Below are 16,587 nucleotides of genomic sequence, written 5' to 3'. Positions count from 1 at the left end.
CAATCTTAGCGATGGAAGAAACCGCGGCGCTCAAACTTGGGCTCACAGCACACGTTAATGCCCAGCTTGCGCAGCACCGTCTCGTCCGTAGGCGAGATAATCACGCTAAAGAAGGCATCGCAGCCGCGCAGCTGCTCAAGACCCGAAAGAACACGAGCAGCCGTCTCGCTCGTGGCCGAGGTGATAGAGAGCGCCATGAGCGTCTCGTCGGTGTGGAGACGCGGGTTTTTGCTGCCAAGGAAATGCGTCTTGAGCTTGCTGATAGGCTCAATCGCCTCATCGCTGATGACCTCGAGCTCAAGATCGACGCCCGAAACATGCTTAAGCGCGTTCATGATGAGCGAGCTCGCGGCACCCAGACGCGTTGAGGTCTTTCCGGTCACTACCGAACCGTCCGGCATCACCATGGCACCCACGGGACCGCCCGTCAGTTGCTCCCTGGTGAGAGCAGCCGAGCGTGCCGGCGAATAGTTCTTGTCGATGCCGGCTTTTTTCATAATGAGTTTGAGACGGTCGACCTGCTCATCGCCCACGCCAGTACGGCGCACGCTTTCAACCGCGGCAAAATAGCGGCGCACGATCTCCATCTTGGAGGCATCTCGGCATGCATCGTCATCGGTAATGGCAAAACCGACCATATTGACGCCCATGTCCGTGGGGCTCTGATAGGGGCTCTCGCCCAAGATCTTTTCCATCAGGGCGCGAACAACCGGGAACGCCTCAACGTCTCGGTTGTAGTTGACCGTGGTCTTGTTATATGCCTCAAGGTGGAACGAGTCGATGATGTTGGCGTCATCGAGGTCTGCCGTGGCAGCCTCATAGGCAATGTTCACCGGATGCGTGAGGGGGAGATTCCAGACCGGGAAGGTCTCAAACTTGGCATAGCCGGCAGCGGTGCCATGCTTGTGCTCGTGATACAGCTGCGACAGGCAGGTGGCGAGCTTACCCGAGCCAGGGCCGGGCGCCGTCACGACAACGAGCGGACGCGTGGTCTCGACAAACTCGTTCTTGCCGTAGCCTTCATCAGAAACGATCAGGTCGACATCGTGCGGATAGCCCTCGATGGGATAGTGCAGCTTGGCGGGAATGCCGAGCGCGTTTAGACGATTGCGGAAGACGTCGGCAGCGGGCTGACCGGCATACTGCGTGATAACCACAGCGGCAACGGCAAATCCGTTCCCGCGGAACAGATCGACCAGACGCAGGACGTCCTCGTCATAGGTAATGCCCAAGTCGCCACGGGCTTTGTTCTTCTCGATATGGTTCGCATTGATTGCGATGATGACCTCGACGTCGTCGGCAATGCTCTTGAGCATGCGGAACTTGCTGTCCGGTTCAAAACCCGGCAGCACGCGGCTCGCATGATAGTCATCGAACAGCTTGCCGCCAAACTCCAAATACAGCTTGCCGCCAAACTGCGAGATGCGCTCCTTAATGTGAGCAGCCTGCAGCTCGATATACTTCGCGTTGTCGAAACCCTGGCGCATGTGTGGCTCCCGTCCCGTTTCCATTTAATGTCCTAGGCGATTATAGCGGAGCAGACCCTCCCCCACCGACGAGGCCGGGGCAGCTAATTTGGGACGGGGCTTTTTGATTACCCTTTATGTGGGGGTAGTCAAAAAAGCCCCGTCCCAAATTAGCTGCCCCAAACGCACTTCCCCTGCACCAGCAATGGCAACATCGCAGGTTGAGCATAAGTCAGCGAAAGACCGCCAGAGCGAGCAAGGTGACGTGAAAGAGGAGGGCATAGGCCTTTTGGCCATGCCCGACGATTGAACGTCAGATTGCCGCTCTGGCGGGCTTGCAGCGTCGGCCGGTTCCGGCGTTTGGTAAAACGCCGGAACACAAGAGCGCCCCCTCCCGCGCACGGAACGGGAGGGGGCTAAAGGTAGGAGTCTACCGGTGGGTTGACCCCACCGGACAGACGATGACCAAGTGATCCTCTACAGGATCGTCAAGGTTTCCGTGGGGCACCCGTTGGGTACTTAGATCAACACGCAGGCGACGGTCAGGATGATGGCGCAGACGACGGAGAGAACGACGATGAGCTTAAGGGCAAACTTGAGCCAGGTCGTCCACTCGATCTTGGCCAGGGCGAGACCGCCCATGATGGCACCGGAGGTCGGGGTGAACAGGTTCACGACACCGATGGCGGCGGAGAAGATCATGACCATGACCTCGGGCGAGAAGCCGAGCTTAACAGCCAGCGGTCCCATGATGGGCATGGAGACGGTAGCCATACCAGAGGTCGAGGGGATCAGGAAGGACAGGCCGAAGTAGACCAGGAAGCTCATGGGAGCGAAGATCACGCCGGACAGACCAGCCAGGGCACTGGCGGCAGCGTCGAGGACGTAGACGTCGAGACCGGTGTTGGCCATGAGGACGGAGATGCCACGGGCGAGGGCGATGACGAGAACAACGGACATCATGTCGGCAGCGCCGGTGATGAAGGTGTTAACGATCTGCTTCTCGGACAGGCCACCGATGATACCGATCAGGATAGCCATGAGGAAGAACCAGGTGGAAGCCTCGTCGAAGTACCACTGGCCAATGGGCAGGCCGGTGATCAGGGCAGACCAGCCCTGGACGACGGTGTTACCGTCGGCATCGTAGACAGCGCCAGCGTCAAAGAAGTTGGCAACGCCCTCGTTGAGGTCGGCCAGCGGAATGAAGCCGACGATCATGACGACGAAGGTGAAGGCAAAGGCGATCAGAACACCCTTCTGACGACCGGTGAGCTTGACCTCCCTGTTAACCTCGGAAGCAGCCTTGCCGTGAGCCTCTTCGGCGTCCTTGAGCTCCTGCATCGACAGGATGGTGGAACCCTTGTCAGCCTTGACCTTCTTGGCATAGCCCATGACGAAGAAGATGGAAATGGCCGTGGTAACAATCCACAGGACGGCACCGAGGCCGATGATGATGGACTGGTTGACCTCAATGCCAACGCCGGTCAGAGCGTCGACGGCAGCGCCGACGGCGAACGGGTTAACCGTGGAGCCCAGGCAGCCGCAGCCAGCGCCGAGCAGGACGGTAGCGGCGCCGACCATGGGGTCGAAGCCGGCAGCCATCATGGTAGCGGCGAGCAGGGCGTAGAAGGGAACGGTCTCCTCGCACATACCATAGGTGGTACCACCGAGGGAGAAGATGAGCATAAGGACAGGAACGAGCATGATCTCGTTGCCCTTAAGCTTCTGCACCAGAACGGCGATGCCGTTGTCCAGAGCGCCAGTCTCGGTCATCATACCGAGGAAGCCGCCCAGGATCATAACGAAGAGGCAGACGGGCAGAGCGTCAGCGAAGCCCAGGATCGGGGCGGTGCAGAAATCGCTCAGACGGGCTGCAGTAACAGCGCCGCCGGACGTGCCGGAGACGATAACGGTAATCACTGCAACAATTACCAGCAGAGCTAGAAGAATGGTGAACGATGAAGGCATACCGCGCTTTTTCTTAGCGGTCTCAGTCATAGTTCTCATCCCCCCTTCATAAATCATTTAACTTTCTCGCGCGAAGCGGATCTTCCGTGCCGTGCCCACCGCCCGACGCAAGATATTTACCAGACAAACCGCTCGGGGTGTGCAGCAATACACCCCGAGCGAAATGCTTAAAGGCTCTTACTTGAGCGTTGCGTACATGACAGCCTTGATGGTGTGCATGCGGTTCTCGGCCTCGTCGAAAACCTTGGAAGCGGGGCTCTCGAAGACCTCGTCGGTGACCTCCTGCTCGGTAATGCCGAACTGCTCGCACTTCTCGGCGCCAATCGTGGTGTTGGTGTCGTGGAAGCTGGGCAGGCAGTGCAGGAAGATGGCACCCGGGTTGGCCATAGCCATGACCTCGGAGGTGACACGATACGGGGTGAGCTGAGCGATGCGCTCGGCCCAGACCTCGTCAGGCTCGCCCATGGAGACCCACACGTCGGTGTAGATAACGTCGGCACCGGTGACGCCGTCCTTGACGTCGGTGGTCAGCTTGATGGTGCAGTCGTTAGCCTCGGCGATGGGCTTGCAGGCCTCGATGACGTCGTCAGCGGGCATGCACTCCTCGGGGCCACAGGCCACGAAATTCATGCCGAGCTTGGAGCAGACAACCATGAGGGAGCGAGCAACGTTGTTCTTGCAGTCGCCCATGAAGACGAGGGTCTTGCCCTTGATGTCGTAGTTGAAGTTCTCCTGGACGGTCAGGATGTCGGCGAGCATCTGGGTGGGATGCCACTCAGTGGTCAGGCCGTTCCACACGGGCACGCCGGACTTAGCGGCGAGCTCCTCGACGTCGTCCTGGGCAAAACCACGGAACTCGATGCCGTCATACATGCGGCCGAGAACGCGGGCGGTGTCCTCGATGGACTCCTTCTTGCCCATCTGCGACGAACCCGGATCGAGGTAGGTGACGCCCATGCCCAGATCCATGCCGCCGACCTCGAAGGCGCAGCGGGTACGAGTGGAGGTCTTCTGGAAGAGCAGAACGATGTTCTTGCCCTCGAGATAGCGATGCGGAACGCCAGCGCGCTTCATATCCTTGAAGTTCTTGGAGAGCTTGAGCAGGTACTCGATCTCCTCAGTGGTGAGGTCGAGGAGCTTGAGGAAGCTACGGCCGGAGAGGTTAACACCCATGGTTCGTTTCCTTTCGAAAAATGAATTACGCAAGTATTCGTGTTGCCCGTTTGACGGGCAAAACCGGTGCGGTTGTAGGGGGACCGCACCGGAAACGGAAAGACTTAGAGGTCCTCGCGCCAGAAGGGCATGCTCATGCAGCGCGGGCCGCCACGGCCGCGGGAGAGCTCGGCGGAGGGCACGACGAGAAGGTCCAGGCCCTCCTTGTACAGCACGTCGTTGGTGACGGTGTTGCGGGCGTAGACGCAGATCTTGCCGGGCTCGACGCACAGGGTGTTGGAGCCGTCGTTCCACTGCTCGCGGGAGGCCGCGATCGGGTCGCCGCCGCCGCAGGGGATCAGCTTGACCTGGTCGACGCCGGTGGCGTCCTCCAGGACGTGCTCGAGGGTGTCCTCGATCAGGCGGATGTTCACGTCGCCCGGGTTCTTGCCGGCGGTCAGCTCGTAGACGCGCAGGGTGCCCATGATGGCGGGGTGGATCGTGAACTTATCGACGTCGATCTGGGTGAAGACCGTGTCGAGGTGCATGAAGGCGCGCGAGACCGGGATGTCGAAGGCCAGGATGCGCTCGACCTTGGAGTCGGAGTTCCAGAAGATGTTCTGGGCCATGACGTCGATAGCGGCGGCCTGGGTGCGCTGGGAGATGCCGACGGCGAGGGTCTTCTCGTTGATGTTCAGCACGTCGCCGCCCTCGGTGTGGAACTGGCAGTCGCGGCGGAAGTACAGGGAGACGTCCTTGTAGTCGGGGTGGTACTTGAAGACGTACTTGCCGTACAGGGTCTCGCGGTTGCGGGTGACCGAGTACATGCGGTTGAGGTTGACGCCCTCGCCGACGACCGCGAACGGGTCGCGGGTGAAGTAGAGGTTGGGCATCGGGTCGATGATCAGGTCGGACTCGGACTCGGAGTTGACCAGGGAGTCGAGGGTCGTGGAGGCCGTGAGGGGCATCTCGATCTCGGCCTTGGTCATGCCGGCCATGGTCTTCTTGACGAACTCGAGGTTGTCCTCGATGGAGTCCAGCTTCTCGCGGACGATCTGCGGCATGTGCTTCCCGCGGATGCCGGCCTCGGCGATGTACTGGTCGGTGAACTCGTCGCGGGCGCCGGGGACCTGGTCGAACACCTCGGCGACGAGGTTCTCGAGGTAGAGCACCTCGACGCCCTGGTCCCTCAGGATCTGGGCGAAGGTGTCGTGCTCCTGCTGCGCGACCTCCAGGAACGGGACGTCGTCGAACAGGAGCCGCTCGAGCTCGTCGGGCGGCAGGTTGAGGAGCTCGTCGCCGGGACGGTGCAGGCAGACCTTCCTGAGCTTGCCGATCTCGGAAGGCACGTGCAGACCTTTCGTCATGGCCTCCTACCTTTCTTTCGGGCCCTTGTCAGGGCCGATTCGTTAGCGCCCCTCCGTGTGAGGCGTTATTGCTGACGACATATTTATATCCAAAATCAACCCATACTTCCACCTCGCCCCCGAACGGTTTTTTATAGGGGGTGAACGGCATACACATATACTTCACGCATGGCACACTTCATCTTAATAAAGTGTATTTACGTGCTTAAACGCGTTTTCAATCCAAAAATCAAATGGAACTAAACTTTGTTAAACCACTCTCAGATTGCATATTTCGCGCAACTATATGAATAGAATTCGCAATTCTTGCTGCATCTCAACCATTTTGAGTTTTATTCAAAAAAAAGTTCTTCCTATTCATTTTTAGCAAACAGATTACCGTTTACCAGACGTTGGATACCGTTCACCGGAAGCTTAGTATAAGGCCCGTCGAATACCCGATCGATCTTGCGTCTCCATTTGTAACAACTTGACTTTTCCGGCGGCAAAGACAAACAGACCCGCCCCAAAAGGGAGCGGGTCTGCATTCGGTACACCTAGGGCCAAGTAAGGTTTAGGCCTTCGCGGGCCTCAAGGGATTAGCAATCGAACTCGGCCAGTGCCTCGCCCAGAAGCCTCAAGCCCTCGCGAAGAACATTTTCGCTCGCGCAGTAGCCCAGGCGTGCGCCGCAGGGAAGCTCAAAACGGCTGCCGGGCACCAGCAGCACTCCCCTCTCGGACAACAGGCGCTTGCAGAACTCCTCGTCGTCCTCGGGAATATCAAGCTGGATAAACGAGGTAGACACGCCCTGCGGGGCCGTCCAGGAAACGCGATGTTGCGTATCGATCCAAACCTGCGCGATATCGCGATTGCCAGACACGATCTTGCGGTTGCGCTCGAGAATCTTGTCCTTGTGCTCAAGCACATAGGTCGCCAGGGCATCGTTGAACACGCCGCCGCAGATCATGGTGTAATCGCGATAGGTGCGGATGCGATTGGACACCTCTTCGTCGGTCACGACCCAACCCACGCGGGCTGCAGGCGTCGAATAGGTCTTAGATACCGAGTTGGTGACAATGGCCTTCTCATACACGTCGGCCATCGACATAAAGGACTCGGTGTTCTCGAGCGGCAGATACACCTCGTCACACAGCACGTAGGCGCCCACCGAACGGGCGATCTCGGCAATCTGACCGAGCGTATCGGCATCAAGCACCGTACCGATGGGGTTCGAGGCGTTATTGATGCAGATGAGTTTCGTGTTGGGACGCACCAGGCGCTTGAGCTCCTCGATATCGGGCTTCCAGCCAAGCTCCTCGCGAAGCTCCCAATACTCGACCTCGGCGCCCAGTGTACGCGGGATCTCATAGAGCGGCGCATAGGTAGGCCACTCGGCGATGACATGATCGCCGGGCTCGACCACGGCCATGATGGCGTTGAGGTTGGCACCCGTGCAGCCATTGGTCTGAAGAATGTGATCGGGATTGACCTCGCGACGATAGAGCTTGGCGACCTCGGCCTTAAAGTCGGGCGAGCCCTCGATCCAGCCGTAGTTCATCTTCTCGCGGTCCAGGCGCTCGTAGAATGTGGCGCCGTCCTGCTCGTCGAGCGCGCGCAGCTCGCCCATGGTAAGCGAGGAGATCGTCGACTGGGCGATATCCCACGTAGCGCTCTTCTCCCAAACGTTAAGCCACTCCTCAACGCCGATCGTCTTGATATCCATGGTTACGCTCCAATCGCTAGAACACGGGGATGATGCCGGCAAAGGTCATGGGAATCGAGATGATGCCCAAAAGGCAAAGAAGCCGACACCGTTGGGGGGGGTATCAACGTGACTGCCCCTAGTCATATGGGCCGCCTTATCTGATGTTAATTAAGCTTCATTAAACAAGAATGGGGCGGTGCGAAAGATCCGCACCGCCCCAATGGGAGACATCTAATGGCAGCTAGATGTTTGTTTTAAGACCTGTACGGGTCTTTGAAAACCTTAGAGGTCCTCGCGCCAGAAGGGCATGCTCATGCAGCGCGGGCCGCCACGGCCGCGGGAGAGCTCGGCGGAGGGCACGACGAGAAGGTCCAGGCCCTCCTTGTACAGCACGTCGTTGGTGACGGTGTTGCGGGCGTAGACGCAGATCTTGCCGGGCTCGACGCACAGGGTGTTGGAGCCGTCGTTCCACTGCTCGCGGGAGGCCGCGATCGGGTCGCCGCCGCCGCAGGGGATCAGCTTGACCTGGTCGACGCCGGTGGCGTCCTCCAGGACGTGCTCGAGGGTGTCCTCGATCAGGCGGATGTTCACGTCGCCCGGGTTCTTGCCGGCGGTCAGCTCGTAGACGCGCAGGGTGCCCATGATGGCGGGGTGGATCGTGAACTTATCGACGTCGATCTGGGTGAAGACCGTGTCGAGGTGCATGAAGGCGCGCGAGACCGGGATGTCGAAGGCCAGGATGCGCTCGACCTTGGAGTCGGAGTTCCAGAAGATGTTCTGGGCCATGACGTCGATAGCGGCGGCCTGGGTGCGCTGGGAGATGCCGACGGCGAGGGTCTTCTCGTTGATGTTCAGCACGTCGCCGCCCTCGGTGTGGAACTGGCAGTCGCGGCGGAAGTACAGGGAGACGTCCTTGTAGTCGGGGTGGTACTTGAAGACGTACTTGCCGTACAGGGTCTCGCGGTTGCGGGTGACCGAGTACATGCGGTTGAGGTTGACGCCCTCGCCGACGACCGCGAACGGGTCGCGGGTGAAGTAGAGGTTGGGCATCGGGTCGATGATCAGGTCGGACTCGGACTCGGAGTTGACCAGGGAGTCGAGGGTCGTGGAGGCCGTGAGGGGCATCTCGATCTCGGCCTTGGTCATGCCGGCCATGGTCTTCTTGACGAACTCGAGGTTGTCCTCGATGGAGTCCAGCTTCTCGCGGACGATCTGCGGCATGTGCTTCCCGCGGATGCCGGCCTCGGCGATGTACTGGTCGGTGAACTCGGCGCGGGCGCCGGGGACCTGGTCGAACACCTCGGCGACGAGGTTCTCGAGGTAGAGCACCTCGACGCCCTGGTCCCTCAGGATCTGGGCGAAGGTGTCGTGCTCCTGCTGCGCGACCTCCAGGAACGGGACGTCGTCGAACAGGAGCCGCTCGAGCTCGTCGGGCGGCAGGTTGAGGAGCTCGTCGCCGGGACGGTGCAGGCAGACCTTCCTGAGCTTGCCGATCTCGGAAGGCACGTGCAGACCTTTCGTCATGGCCTCCTACCTTTCTTTCGGGCCCTTGTCAGGGCCGAATGTATCAGCGCCCCTCCGTATGGAGCGCTGCTTGCTGACAGCTCTAGTTATATCCAATTTCCACCCGCAATTCCACCTCGCCCCCGAACGGTCAACAAAGTACGATGAACGGTATATCGCATATGATTTCCCATGATGCACTTCAGTTTCGTAAAGCAGATTTTCCTAGGTAAACGTTATTTTTCTAGGAAATCAAGATTGAACACTCAAAGTTATCCATGATTCAAAATTGCATAGCGAAAACGGTTTTCTGCATATATATGACGCTTGTCCTCGATTCGACCTAAATTCGATTATATTCAGCTTGCTATCATTCTTATTCATACATTCTCACCAGTTGAGTGAGGATATAGATCGCTTGCTCAAAGCACCGGACGTTAGTGCTTCGGATCGTCAGCGTAATAAGTAGGTAAAGATACCGTTCGCGCGATACGTCCGCGCCATAGGTCGACTAAATTGAGACAATAAGAAATAGTGTTAGGCTACCGTCCCCTGTAGGGACTGAACGGACAGATGCATATGCCGAGCAAAATCGAAAAGAAGCAGAACGCCGCCAAGCTGCGCAAGAAACCGCGCGATTTCTCGTATACGCAAAATCGAGAGCTTAGCTGGCTGCGCTTTGATAACCGCGTACTCGACGAAGCCTTCGATGAGTCTGTGCCACTGTTCGAGCGCCTTAAGTTCGTCTCGATCTTCGAGTCAAACCTCGACGAGTTTCTCATGGTGCGCGTGGGCGGCTTGTCCGATCTGGCAGAGCTCAAAAAACAGCCCGTCGACAACAAGAGCAATATGACCGCCTCCGAACAGGTCGATGCTGTCATGGCAGAGCTGCCCGGGCTCCTTACCCGCTGGGAGTCGATCTTTAAGAGCATCGAGGACAAGCTCGACACTCTGGGCGTTCACCGCGCCTGCATCGATTCGCTTACGCCCGAGGAACATACCTTTGTAACCCGCTACTTCCAGGCCTACGTATCACCGGTCATCTCGCCGCTGGTCATCGACCCGCGCCATCCCTTCCCCAACCTGCGCAACGGCGCGCTCTATCTGGCTTGTGGCCTGGACGGCATCACCGACGAGGAGAGCCTGCTGGGCCTTATCGAGATTCCCGCCTCGATGAACCGCGTGGTCGAAATCCCCTCGCCCACCGGCACCTACTCCTACATTCTGCTCGAGGACGTCATCCTCGCCTGCCTGGACACCTGCTTCGGCTCCTATAAGCCGCTCGACCGCGCGCTCATCCGCGTCACCCGCAACGCCGACATCGATCCGGACGGCGAGGGCGTCGAGGAGGAAGAGGATTACCGCCAGCACATGAAGCGCATCCTCAAGAAGCGCCTGCGCCTGCAGCCGGTGGTGCTCGCCGTATCGGGCTCGCTCGAAAAGCCAACGCTCAAGACCATCCGCAAAGCGCTCGAGCTTTCGCGCCGCTCGGTTTTTACCTGCGATATCCCGCTCGACCTGGGCTATGTCTTTGGCATCGAGGGCAAAATACCCGAGCATCTACGAAACGAGTTGCTCTTTACGCCGTTTAGGCCACAGCCCAACCCCACCATCGATATGACCCGCTCCATCCGCGATCAGGTGCTGCAGCACGACAAGCTGCTCTTTTACCCTTACGAGACCATGAATCCGTTCTTGGACCTGGTGCACGAAGCAGCCTACGACCCCGAGTGCATCTCGCTTCGCATCACGCTCTACCGCGTGGCCAAACAAAGCCGCCTGTGCGAGTCGCTCATCGATGCTGCCGAAAACGGCAAAGAGGTTACAGTGCTCATGGAGCTCCGCGCCCGCTTTGACGAGCAAAACAACATCGAATGGGCCGAGCGGCTGGAAGAGGCCGGCTGCACCGTTATCTACGGCTCCGAGGGCTTTAAATGCCATTCCAAGATCTGCCAGCTCACCTATCGCGAGGGCATGGCGCTTACCCGTCTGACGCTTTTGGGTACCGGCAACTTTAACGAGAAGACGGCCAAGCTCTACAGCGACTTTATGCTCATGACCGCGCATCCCGGCATCGGCGAGGACGCTAACCTGTTCTTCCGCAACCTGTCGCTGGGCAACCTGCGCGGCGACTACCGCTTCCTGGGCGTGGCGCCCGTGGGCCTCAAGCCGCTCATCATGCGCGGCCTGGACCGCGAGATTCAGCGTGCCCTTGTCGGCGAGCCCGCCCGCGTGTTCTTTAAGCTCAACTCGCTTACCGACCGCGAGGTCATCGACAAGATCGCCGAGGCATCGTGTGCCGGTGTGCGCGTGGACATGATCATCCGCGGTATCTCGTGCCTCAAGCCCGGTGTTCCGGGCAAGACCGAGAACGTGCACGTGCGCTCCATCGTCGGACGCTTTTTGGAGCATGCGCGCGTCTATGCCTTTGGCGTGGACTCGGATATGATCTACCTGAGCTCGGCAGACATGATGACGCGCAACACCGAGCACCGCGTGGAGATCGCCTTCCCCGTGCTCGACCCCACCTGCCGCGCCCAGGTGCACGAGTACATGGGCATGCAGCTGCGCGACAACGTGAAGGCACGCAGTCTGACGAGTGACGGCACCTGGATTCCCGTGGAGCGCAAAGAAGGCGAGAAGCCCTTCAACTCGCAGGAAGCCCTGCTGGAGCGTGCCTATCGCAACGCCGAGGCCGTCGCCAAGGCAGAACCTACGCTCGCATCCAAGCCTGAGCTCGAACCGCAGCCGGCCGCACCCGAGGTCCAGAAGGTTCAGGCAACCGTCATAGAGCCTGAGTCCGAGCCTGCTCCTCGGCCCCAACCGCAGACGGCCAACCCCGCGTCCGAGAAGGGCGCCCGCCGCGAGAAGCCCGCTGGCAAGACCAAGACCATCGAGCGCCATCGCCCCGGTCGTGTGCGCATGGGACTGGGCCTGATCGGCCTAGGCCTTAAGACGCTCATTACCGGCAAGACGAAATAGACGTTTGTAGAAGCGCCCCGTATTTGAGGAATACCCCAAATACGGGGCGCTTTTCACTGCTACCATGGTTGCGAACAATACCGCGAATGACAGGCAGGAACATGAAGCTCACCATAGAATCGATGACCTACGGCGCCGACGGACTGGCGCACGCCGACAACGGCAAGGCCGTCTTTGTGCAGGGCGCCGTGACAGGCGACACCGTCGAGGCCGAGATCGTGCAGGACGGCAAGTCGTTTATGCGCGCTCGCACGACCGAGATTCTGGATCCGGGCCCCGATCGCATTCAGCCCCCCTGCCCCTTCGTGGGCGTCTGCGGCGGATGTTCATGGGGCAATCTCTCGCGCACCGCGCAGCTTGCCGCCAAAGAGCAAAACCTGCGCTCCACGCTCGAGCGCATTGGCAAGTTCGCCCCCGAGCAGGTCAACGATCTTGTCCAGCCCATCCGCCACACCAAGGACGACTGGGGCTACCGCAACAAGATTGAGCTGGAGCCCACCCTCGTTAACGGCCGCGTTCGCCTTGGCATGCACGGCGTCGATCCCAGCAAGATCGTCACCGTAGATTCGTGCCCGCTGTTCGATAAGCGTTTTCCCAAGGCGCTCAAATCGGTCGTCGGCGCGCTCAACTATCTGAGCGGCAGTCACGATCTGGGTCTGGAGCGCGTGGGCATTCGCGCTTCGCGTCGCACCAAGGCACTCGAGGTCGCACTTTGGACGCCCACGGGCTCCTTCCCCCGCTCGCAGGTCTCGCGCGTGTTGGCAGACGCCGCTCGCCCCACGAGCGTAGTGCGCGTCATGAGCAAGGGAGAGAAGAAGGCCCGCCGCGTCTCCAAGGTGGAGATGCTCGCCGGCGAGGGCTCCTGGACCGAGAACATCGCCGACGGCCAGATGCGCCTTTCTGCCCCATCGTTTTTCCAGGTCAACACCAAGGGCGCCGAGATTTTGATCGAGCTTGTCATGGAGGCGCTCGACCCGCAAGAAGACGAGCTTGCCATGGACCTGTACTGCGGCGCCGGCACCTTTACCCTGCCGCTCGCCCGCCGCTGTGATTTTGTTGCCGCCGTCGAGGCCTACGGCCCGGCCGTGCGCGACCTGCGCCGCAACCTCGAGATCAACAAGCTCGATAACGTCGATGTCATCGGCGGCGATGCCGTGCGCGAGTTCCCCGACCAGGATGCCGATGTCCTGGTGGTCGACCCGCCGCGTGCAGGCCTGGCACCCGAGGCAATCGACCTCATCGCCAGCACGAGCGCCCGCGACGTGGCCTACGTGAGCTGCGATCCGGCGACTTTGGCACGCGATCTTAAGCGCTTTGTCGAGGAAGGCACCTTCTCCCCCGTCAAGATCACGCCGGTCGACCTGTTCCCGCAAACCTTCCACTGCGAAACCGTCGCCCATCTCAAGCGCAACTAGACTGTTTGCCCAAAACCACACCCGATGATTTTTCTGGGACGGGGATAAAAATAAATTTGTTCCGAATGATTATTTAATCCCCATCCCGAAATTAAACCGCCCCCCATTTCTTGGACATTGAACTGCCGCCCGAGAAAGCTAAACGCCTTCTGGCAGGTTGTCCCGGGCCGAGGGCGGCCGCCTCGACCGCCCTCGGCCCTCACCCACCTCAACTGCCCTCAACTACATAGAGCTGGTCGAGAAGGGCCCAAGCTAGCAGGCGCCTTCCTCGTCGTCGTTGGGCCGGTAGGTGATGAACTCGATGACGAAGGCCAGGACGGCAGAGACGAGCGAGGCGATGATCGCGAAGATCATGTGGGAGATTCCGGCGCCACCAGGGATCCCGTCGATGAAGTTGAGCAGGTTGAAGACACCGAGGCCACCCGAGATGTACATGAGGGCGCCCGTCATTCCCACGATGGCGCCGCCCACGGCGGAGCTCAGGCATGCCACGACGAACGCGCGCTTGTTGGGGAGGGCGATGCCGTAGATGCCCGGCTCGGTGACGCCGAAGAAGAAGGCGGAGATCATCGCGGGAAGGGCGATGCCGCGGAAGCGCTCGTCCTTGTTTCTGAGATACATGGCAAAGATGACCGCTCCGAGCGCGAACCCGTGGCCGATGGTGGCGGCGAGCACGCTGTCGTGGCCGAGGGTGTTCAGGTTCATGATGGAGATGGGGATGAGGCTCCAGTGGAAGCCAAAGATGACGAGGCACATCCACAGTCCGCCGACCAGGGCGCTGCCCAAGACGGAACCAACCACGGGAAGCTGGAAGATGAACGAGAACGCCGCGCTCAGCAGGTTGGTGATGAGGGTGGCCACCGGGCCGATGACGAGGTAGCCCAAGACGATGGAGACCGTCATCGTAGCGAGCGGGACGAGGAACATCTTGAGCGCAGCCGGCATCCAGCTCTTGAGCCAGCGCTCAATGATAGAGCCGAACCACACCATGAGAAGGACGGGGATAACCGAGCTCACGTAGCCGGACACGGGCATGATGATGGGGACCCCGAGGGCGGTGGCGTACCACGAGAACGTGCCGGCCACGCCGAGGTCGATGCTGCCGAGCGCCTCGCCCGAGGTCAGGGCGACCATCGTCGGGTAGAGGAGCGCCACGCCGATTGCCACGCCGGTGAACTCGTTCATGCGGAACTTGCGCGCGGCACTGAACGCCAGGGCGACGGGAAGGAAGTAGAAGAAGCCGTCAGCCACGGTGTAGAGCAGCGTGTAGAGGCCGTCGTTTGCAAAGGCTGGGACGAAGTAGGTGATGAGGGCAAGCAGTCCCTTCATGATGCCTGCGGCGGCAAGCGGTCCCAGGATGGGCTGGAAGACGCCAGAGATGAGGTCGATGATGACGGAGGCAACGGTTTTCTCGCCCTGGGGCTCGTCGTCGGCGCTTGCGCCGCCCGAGAAGTTACCGGCCTCCAGGACCGCGTCGTAGATGTCCTCGACGATGTTACCCACGACCACCTGGTACTGGCCGTTGGCCTGGATGACCTGGATGACGCCCTTGAGGGCCTCGATCTTGGCCGTGTTGGCGCGGGACTCGTCCTTGAGCTTGAAGCGCACGCGCGTGATGCAGTGCGCGACGCTGGCGACGTTCTCGGCGCCGCCTACGTTCTCGAGTATGGATCTGGCCAGATCGTCGTATTTTTCAGCCATTATTTTCTCCTTAGTGATATTGCCCGGGCGGCTAGCCCAGGTCGCCTCCGTTGGTGGCGATGGCCTGTTGGTACCAGTAGAAGCTCTTCTTGCGCCTGCGCTCGAGCGTACCGTTGCCCAGGTTGTCGCGGTCTACGTAGATGAAGCCGTAGCGTTTCTCCATCTCGCCGGAGCCCGCGCTCACGAGGTCGATTGGCCCCCAGGTGGTGTAGCCGAGCATCTCGACGCCGTCCTGCTCGATGGCGTCGCGCATGGCCTCGATGTGCTCGCGCAGGTAGGCGATACGGTAGTCGTCCTCGATCGTGCCGTCGGGAAGCACCTCGTCATAGGTGCCGAGGCCGTTGAGCAGGACCGGGCAGAGCATGCCAAAGAAGCCGGCGATGACGGCAAAGGGCAGGATGCCCTGGGCGAGGACGCCCGAGACGACGTAGTCTGGGCACACCGTGAGCGACATGACCACGGAGCCCGCGCATACGATGACGCCACGCTGCTCGGACGAGCAGGGGGCCTCGACCTTGCCGGAGAGGGTGACAAAGAGGGAGCAGGACACGGCCGCCCCCAGCGCGCAGAGCAGGGCCACGGGGTCGTACCCGGTGATGCCGGTCTTGTAAACGCCGCTGGCGAACACCGTTCCGAAGACGATGACCAAGGCGGAGACCACTTGGAGGGCCCTCGGCGGTCGGCGCGTCATGACGGTCTGCCACAGGAGCCCCAGCCACGTGAACTGGAAGAGGAGCGTGAGCGCCACCGGGGCGGGCAGCACGCTCATGGCGTAGCAGTAAAGGATTGAGGTGAGGCAGGTGAGGGCTCCCAGGCCCATGAGCTTGAGGGCGAGCTTCCAGCCCACGCGCTGCCATCGGTGCCCGAGTGCGTTGCCCGCGAGTGTGGCGAGGGCGAAGAAGAGGCAGCCGAACCACGCCTGGCTCGCCACCACCTGCACCGAGGTGAAGCCCGCGGCGTAGGCGAGCTTGTAGGTCGTGGCCATCGCGCCGTAGCAGGCGCCGCCCGCAAAGACCTGGAGCGCCGCCTTGGCCTGTCCCGCGCCCGTGGCTCCTGCCCCGGCGGCCTGTTGCTTGATTGTGTTTGTTCCTGCCATTAGGCTCCCTTCCGTCTGCTGTCTTGCAGATGCACGTCTCGTGCGTCTGTTCCCTGCAGTCGGAAGGTGGGCTCGTGCGGTCTTCTGGCGATGCATGTGGCACCTGCTGCCAAGACGAAAAAAGCCACGCAACCGACTGCTCGGTTGCGTGGCAAAAAGGTGGCTAGCGCCCAGAAAAGTCCACGCGTTTTTAGACTGGGACAAAGTACTACAACAGGTGAGATTCCGTCAAGAAAAACCGAGGAAAAAAGT

9 protein-coding genes and 1 pseudogene are annotated in these 16,587 nt (G+C 60.3%); 2 read left to right on the top strand and 8 right to left on the bottom strand.

What is annotated here, in order from left to right:
- Nucleotides 1-5 precede the first annotated feature (5 nt).
- From ACQRCA_RS04930 to arcA (ACQRCA_RS04905), 6 genes are all read right to left on the bottom strand, one after another.
- Entirely contained in the window at nucleotides 6-1,487 is a 1,482-nt protein-coding gene (locus ACQRCA_RS04930) for a DUF1846 domain-containing protein (protein ID WP_117794763.1), read from the bottom strand.
- 498 nt (nucleotides 1,488-1,985) lie between these two features.
- Entirely contained in the window at nucleotides 1,986-3,473 is a 1,488-nt protein-coding gene (locus ACQRCA_RS04925; protein ID WP_427719167.1) for a YfcC family protein, read from the bottom strand.
- Nucleotides 3,474-3,611: 138 nt separating this feature from the next.
- Entirely contained in the window at nucleotides 3,612-4,607 is a 996-nt protein-coding gene (gene argF / locus ACQRCA_RS04920) for an ornithine carbamoyltransferase (protein WP_154515223.1), read from the bottom strand.
- A gap of 104 nt (nucleotides 4,608-4,711) precedes the next feature.
- Nucleotides 4,712-5,953, bottom strand: a complete 1,242-nt coding sequence (arcA, locus tag ACQRCA_RS04915) for an arginine deiminase (protein WP_427719164.1) — start codon at nucleotides 5,951-5,953, stop codon at nucleotides 4,712-4,714.
- 578 nt (nucleotides 5,954-6,531) lie between these two features.
- Complete coding sequence (locus ACQRCA_RS04910; protein WP_427719161.1) at nucleotides 6,532-7,656, bottom strand: aminotransferase; 1,125 nt, start codon at nucleotides 7,654-7,656, stop codon at nucleotides 6,532-6,534.
- A 264-nt stretch (nucleotides 7,657-7,920) separates the two neighbouring features.
- Nucleotides 7,921-9,162, bottom strand: coding sequence for an arginine deiminase (gene arcA / locus ACQRCA_RS04905; RefSeq protein ID WP_427719159.1), 1,242 nt, complete (start codon nucleotides 9,160-9,162; stop codon nucleotides 7,921-7,923).
- A gap of 552 nt (nucleotides 9,163-9,714) precedes the next feature.
- Between arcA (ACQRCA_RS04905) and ppk1 the strand changes: the two genes are divergently transcribed.
- Together ppk1 and rlmD are read left to right on the top strand one after the other, a co-directional pair.
- The gene (ppk1, locus tag ACQRCA_RS04900; protein WP_427719156.1) at nucleotides 9,715-12,123 is read left to right on the top strand and encodes a polyphosphate kinase 1; all 2,409 of its coding nucleotides are present in this window, start codon (nucleotides 9,715-9,717) and stop codon (nucleotides 12,121-12,123) included.
- 86 nt (nucleotides 12,124-12,209) lie between these two features.
- On the top strand, nucleotides 12,210-13,538 hold the full coding sequence (gene rlmD / locus ACQRCA_RS04895; protein ID WP_427719153.1) for a 23S rRNA (uracil(1939)-C(5))-methyltransferase RlmD: 1,329 nt from the start codon (nucleotides 12,210-12,212) through the stop codon (nucleotides 13,536-13,538).
- A 252-nt stretch (nucleotides 13,539-13,790) separates the two neighbouring features.
- On the opposite strand, the gene ACQRCA_RS04890 is transcribed toward rlmD, so the two are convergent.
- Nucleotides 13,791-15,239 carry a PTS transporter subunit EIIC gene (locus tag ACQRCA_RS04890; protein ID WP_427719151.1) on the bottom strand — a complete coding sequence of 483 codons (1,449 nt, stop codon included), beginning with the start codon at nucleotides 15,237-15,239 and terminating at the stop codon, nucleotides 13,791-13,793.
- A gap of 31 nt (nucleotides 15,240-15,270) precedes the next feature.
- A pseudogene (locus tag ACQRCA_RS04885) lies at nucleotides 15,271-15,591 on the bottom strand (family 1 glycosylhydrolase); the annotation flags it as partial.
- Between the last annotated feature and the right edge of the window lie 996 nt (nucleotides 15,592-16,587).

The sequence above is a fragment of the Collinsella sp. SGI.095 genome (assembly GCF_050314535.1).
GTDB lineage: Bacteria > Actinomycetota > Coriobacteriia > Coriobacteriales > Coriobacteriaceae > Collinsella.
Note: the sequence above shows the minus strand (reverse complement) of the source record. Positions and strands in the feature narration are given on the sequence as shown.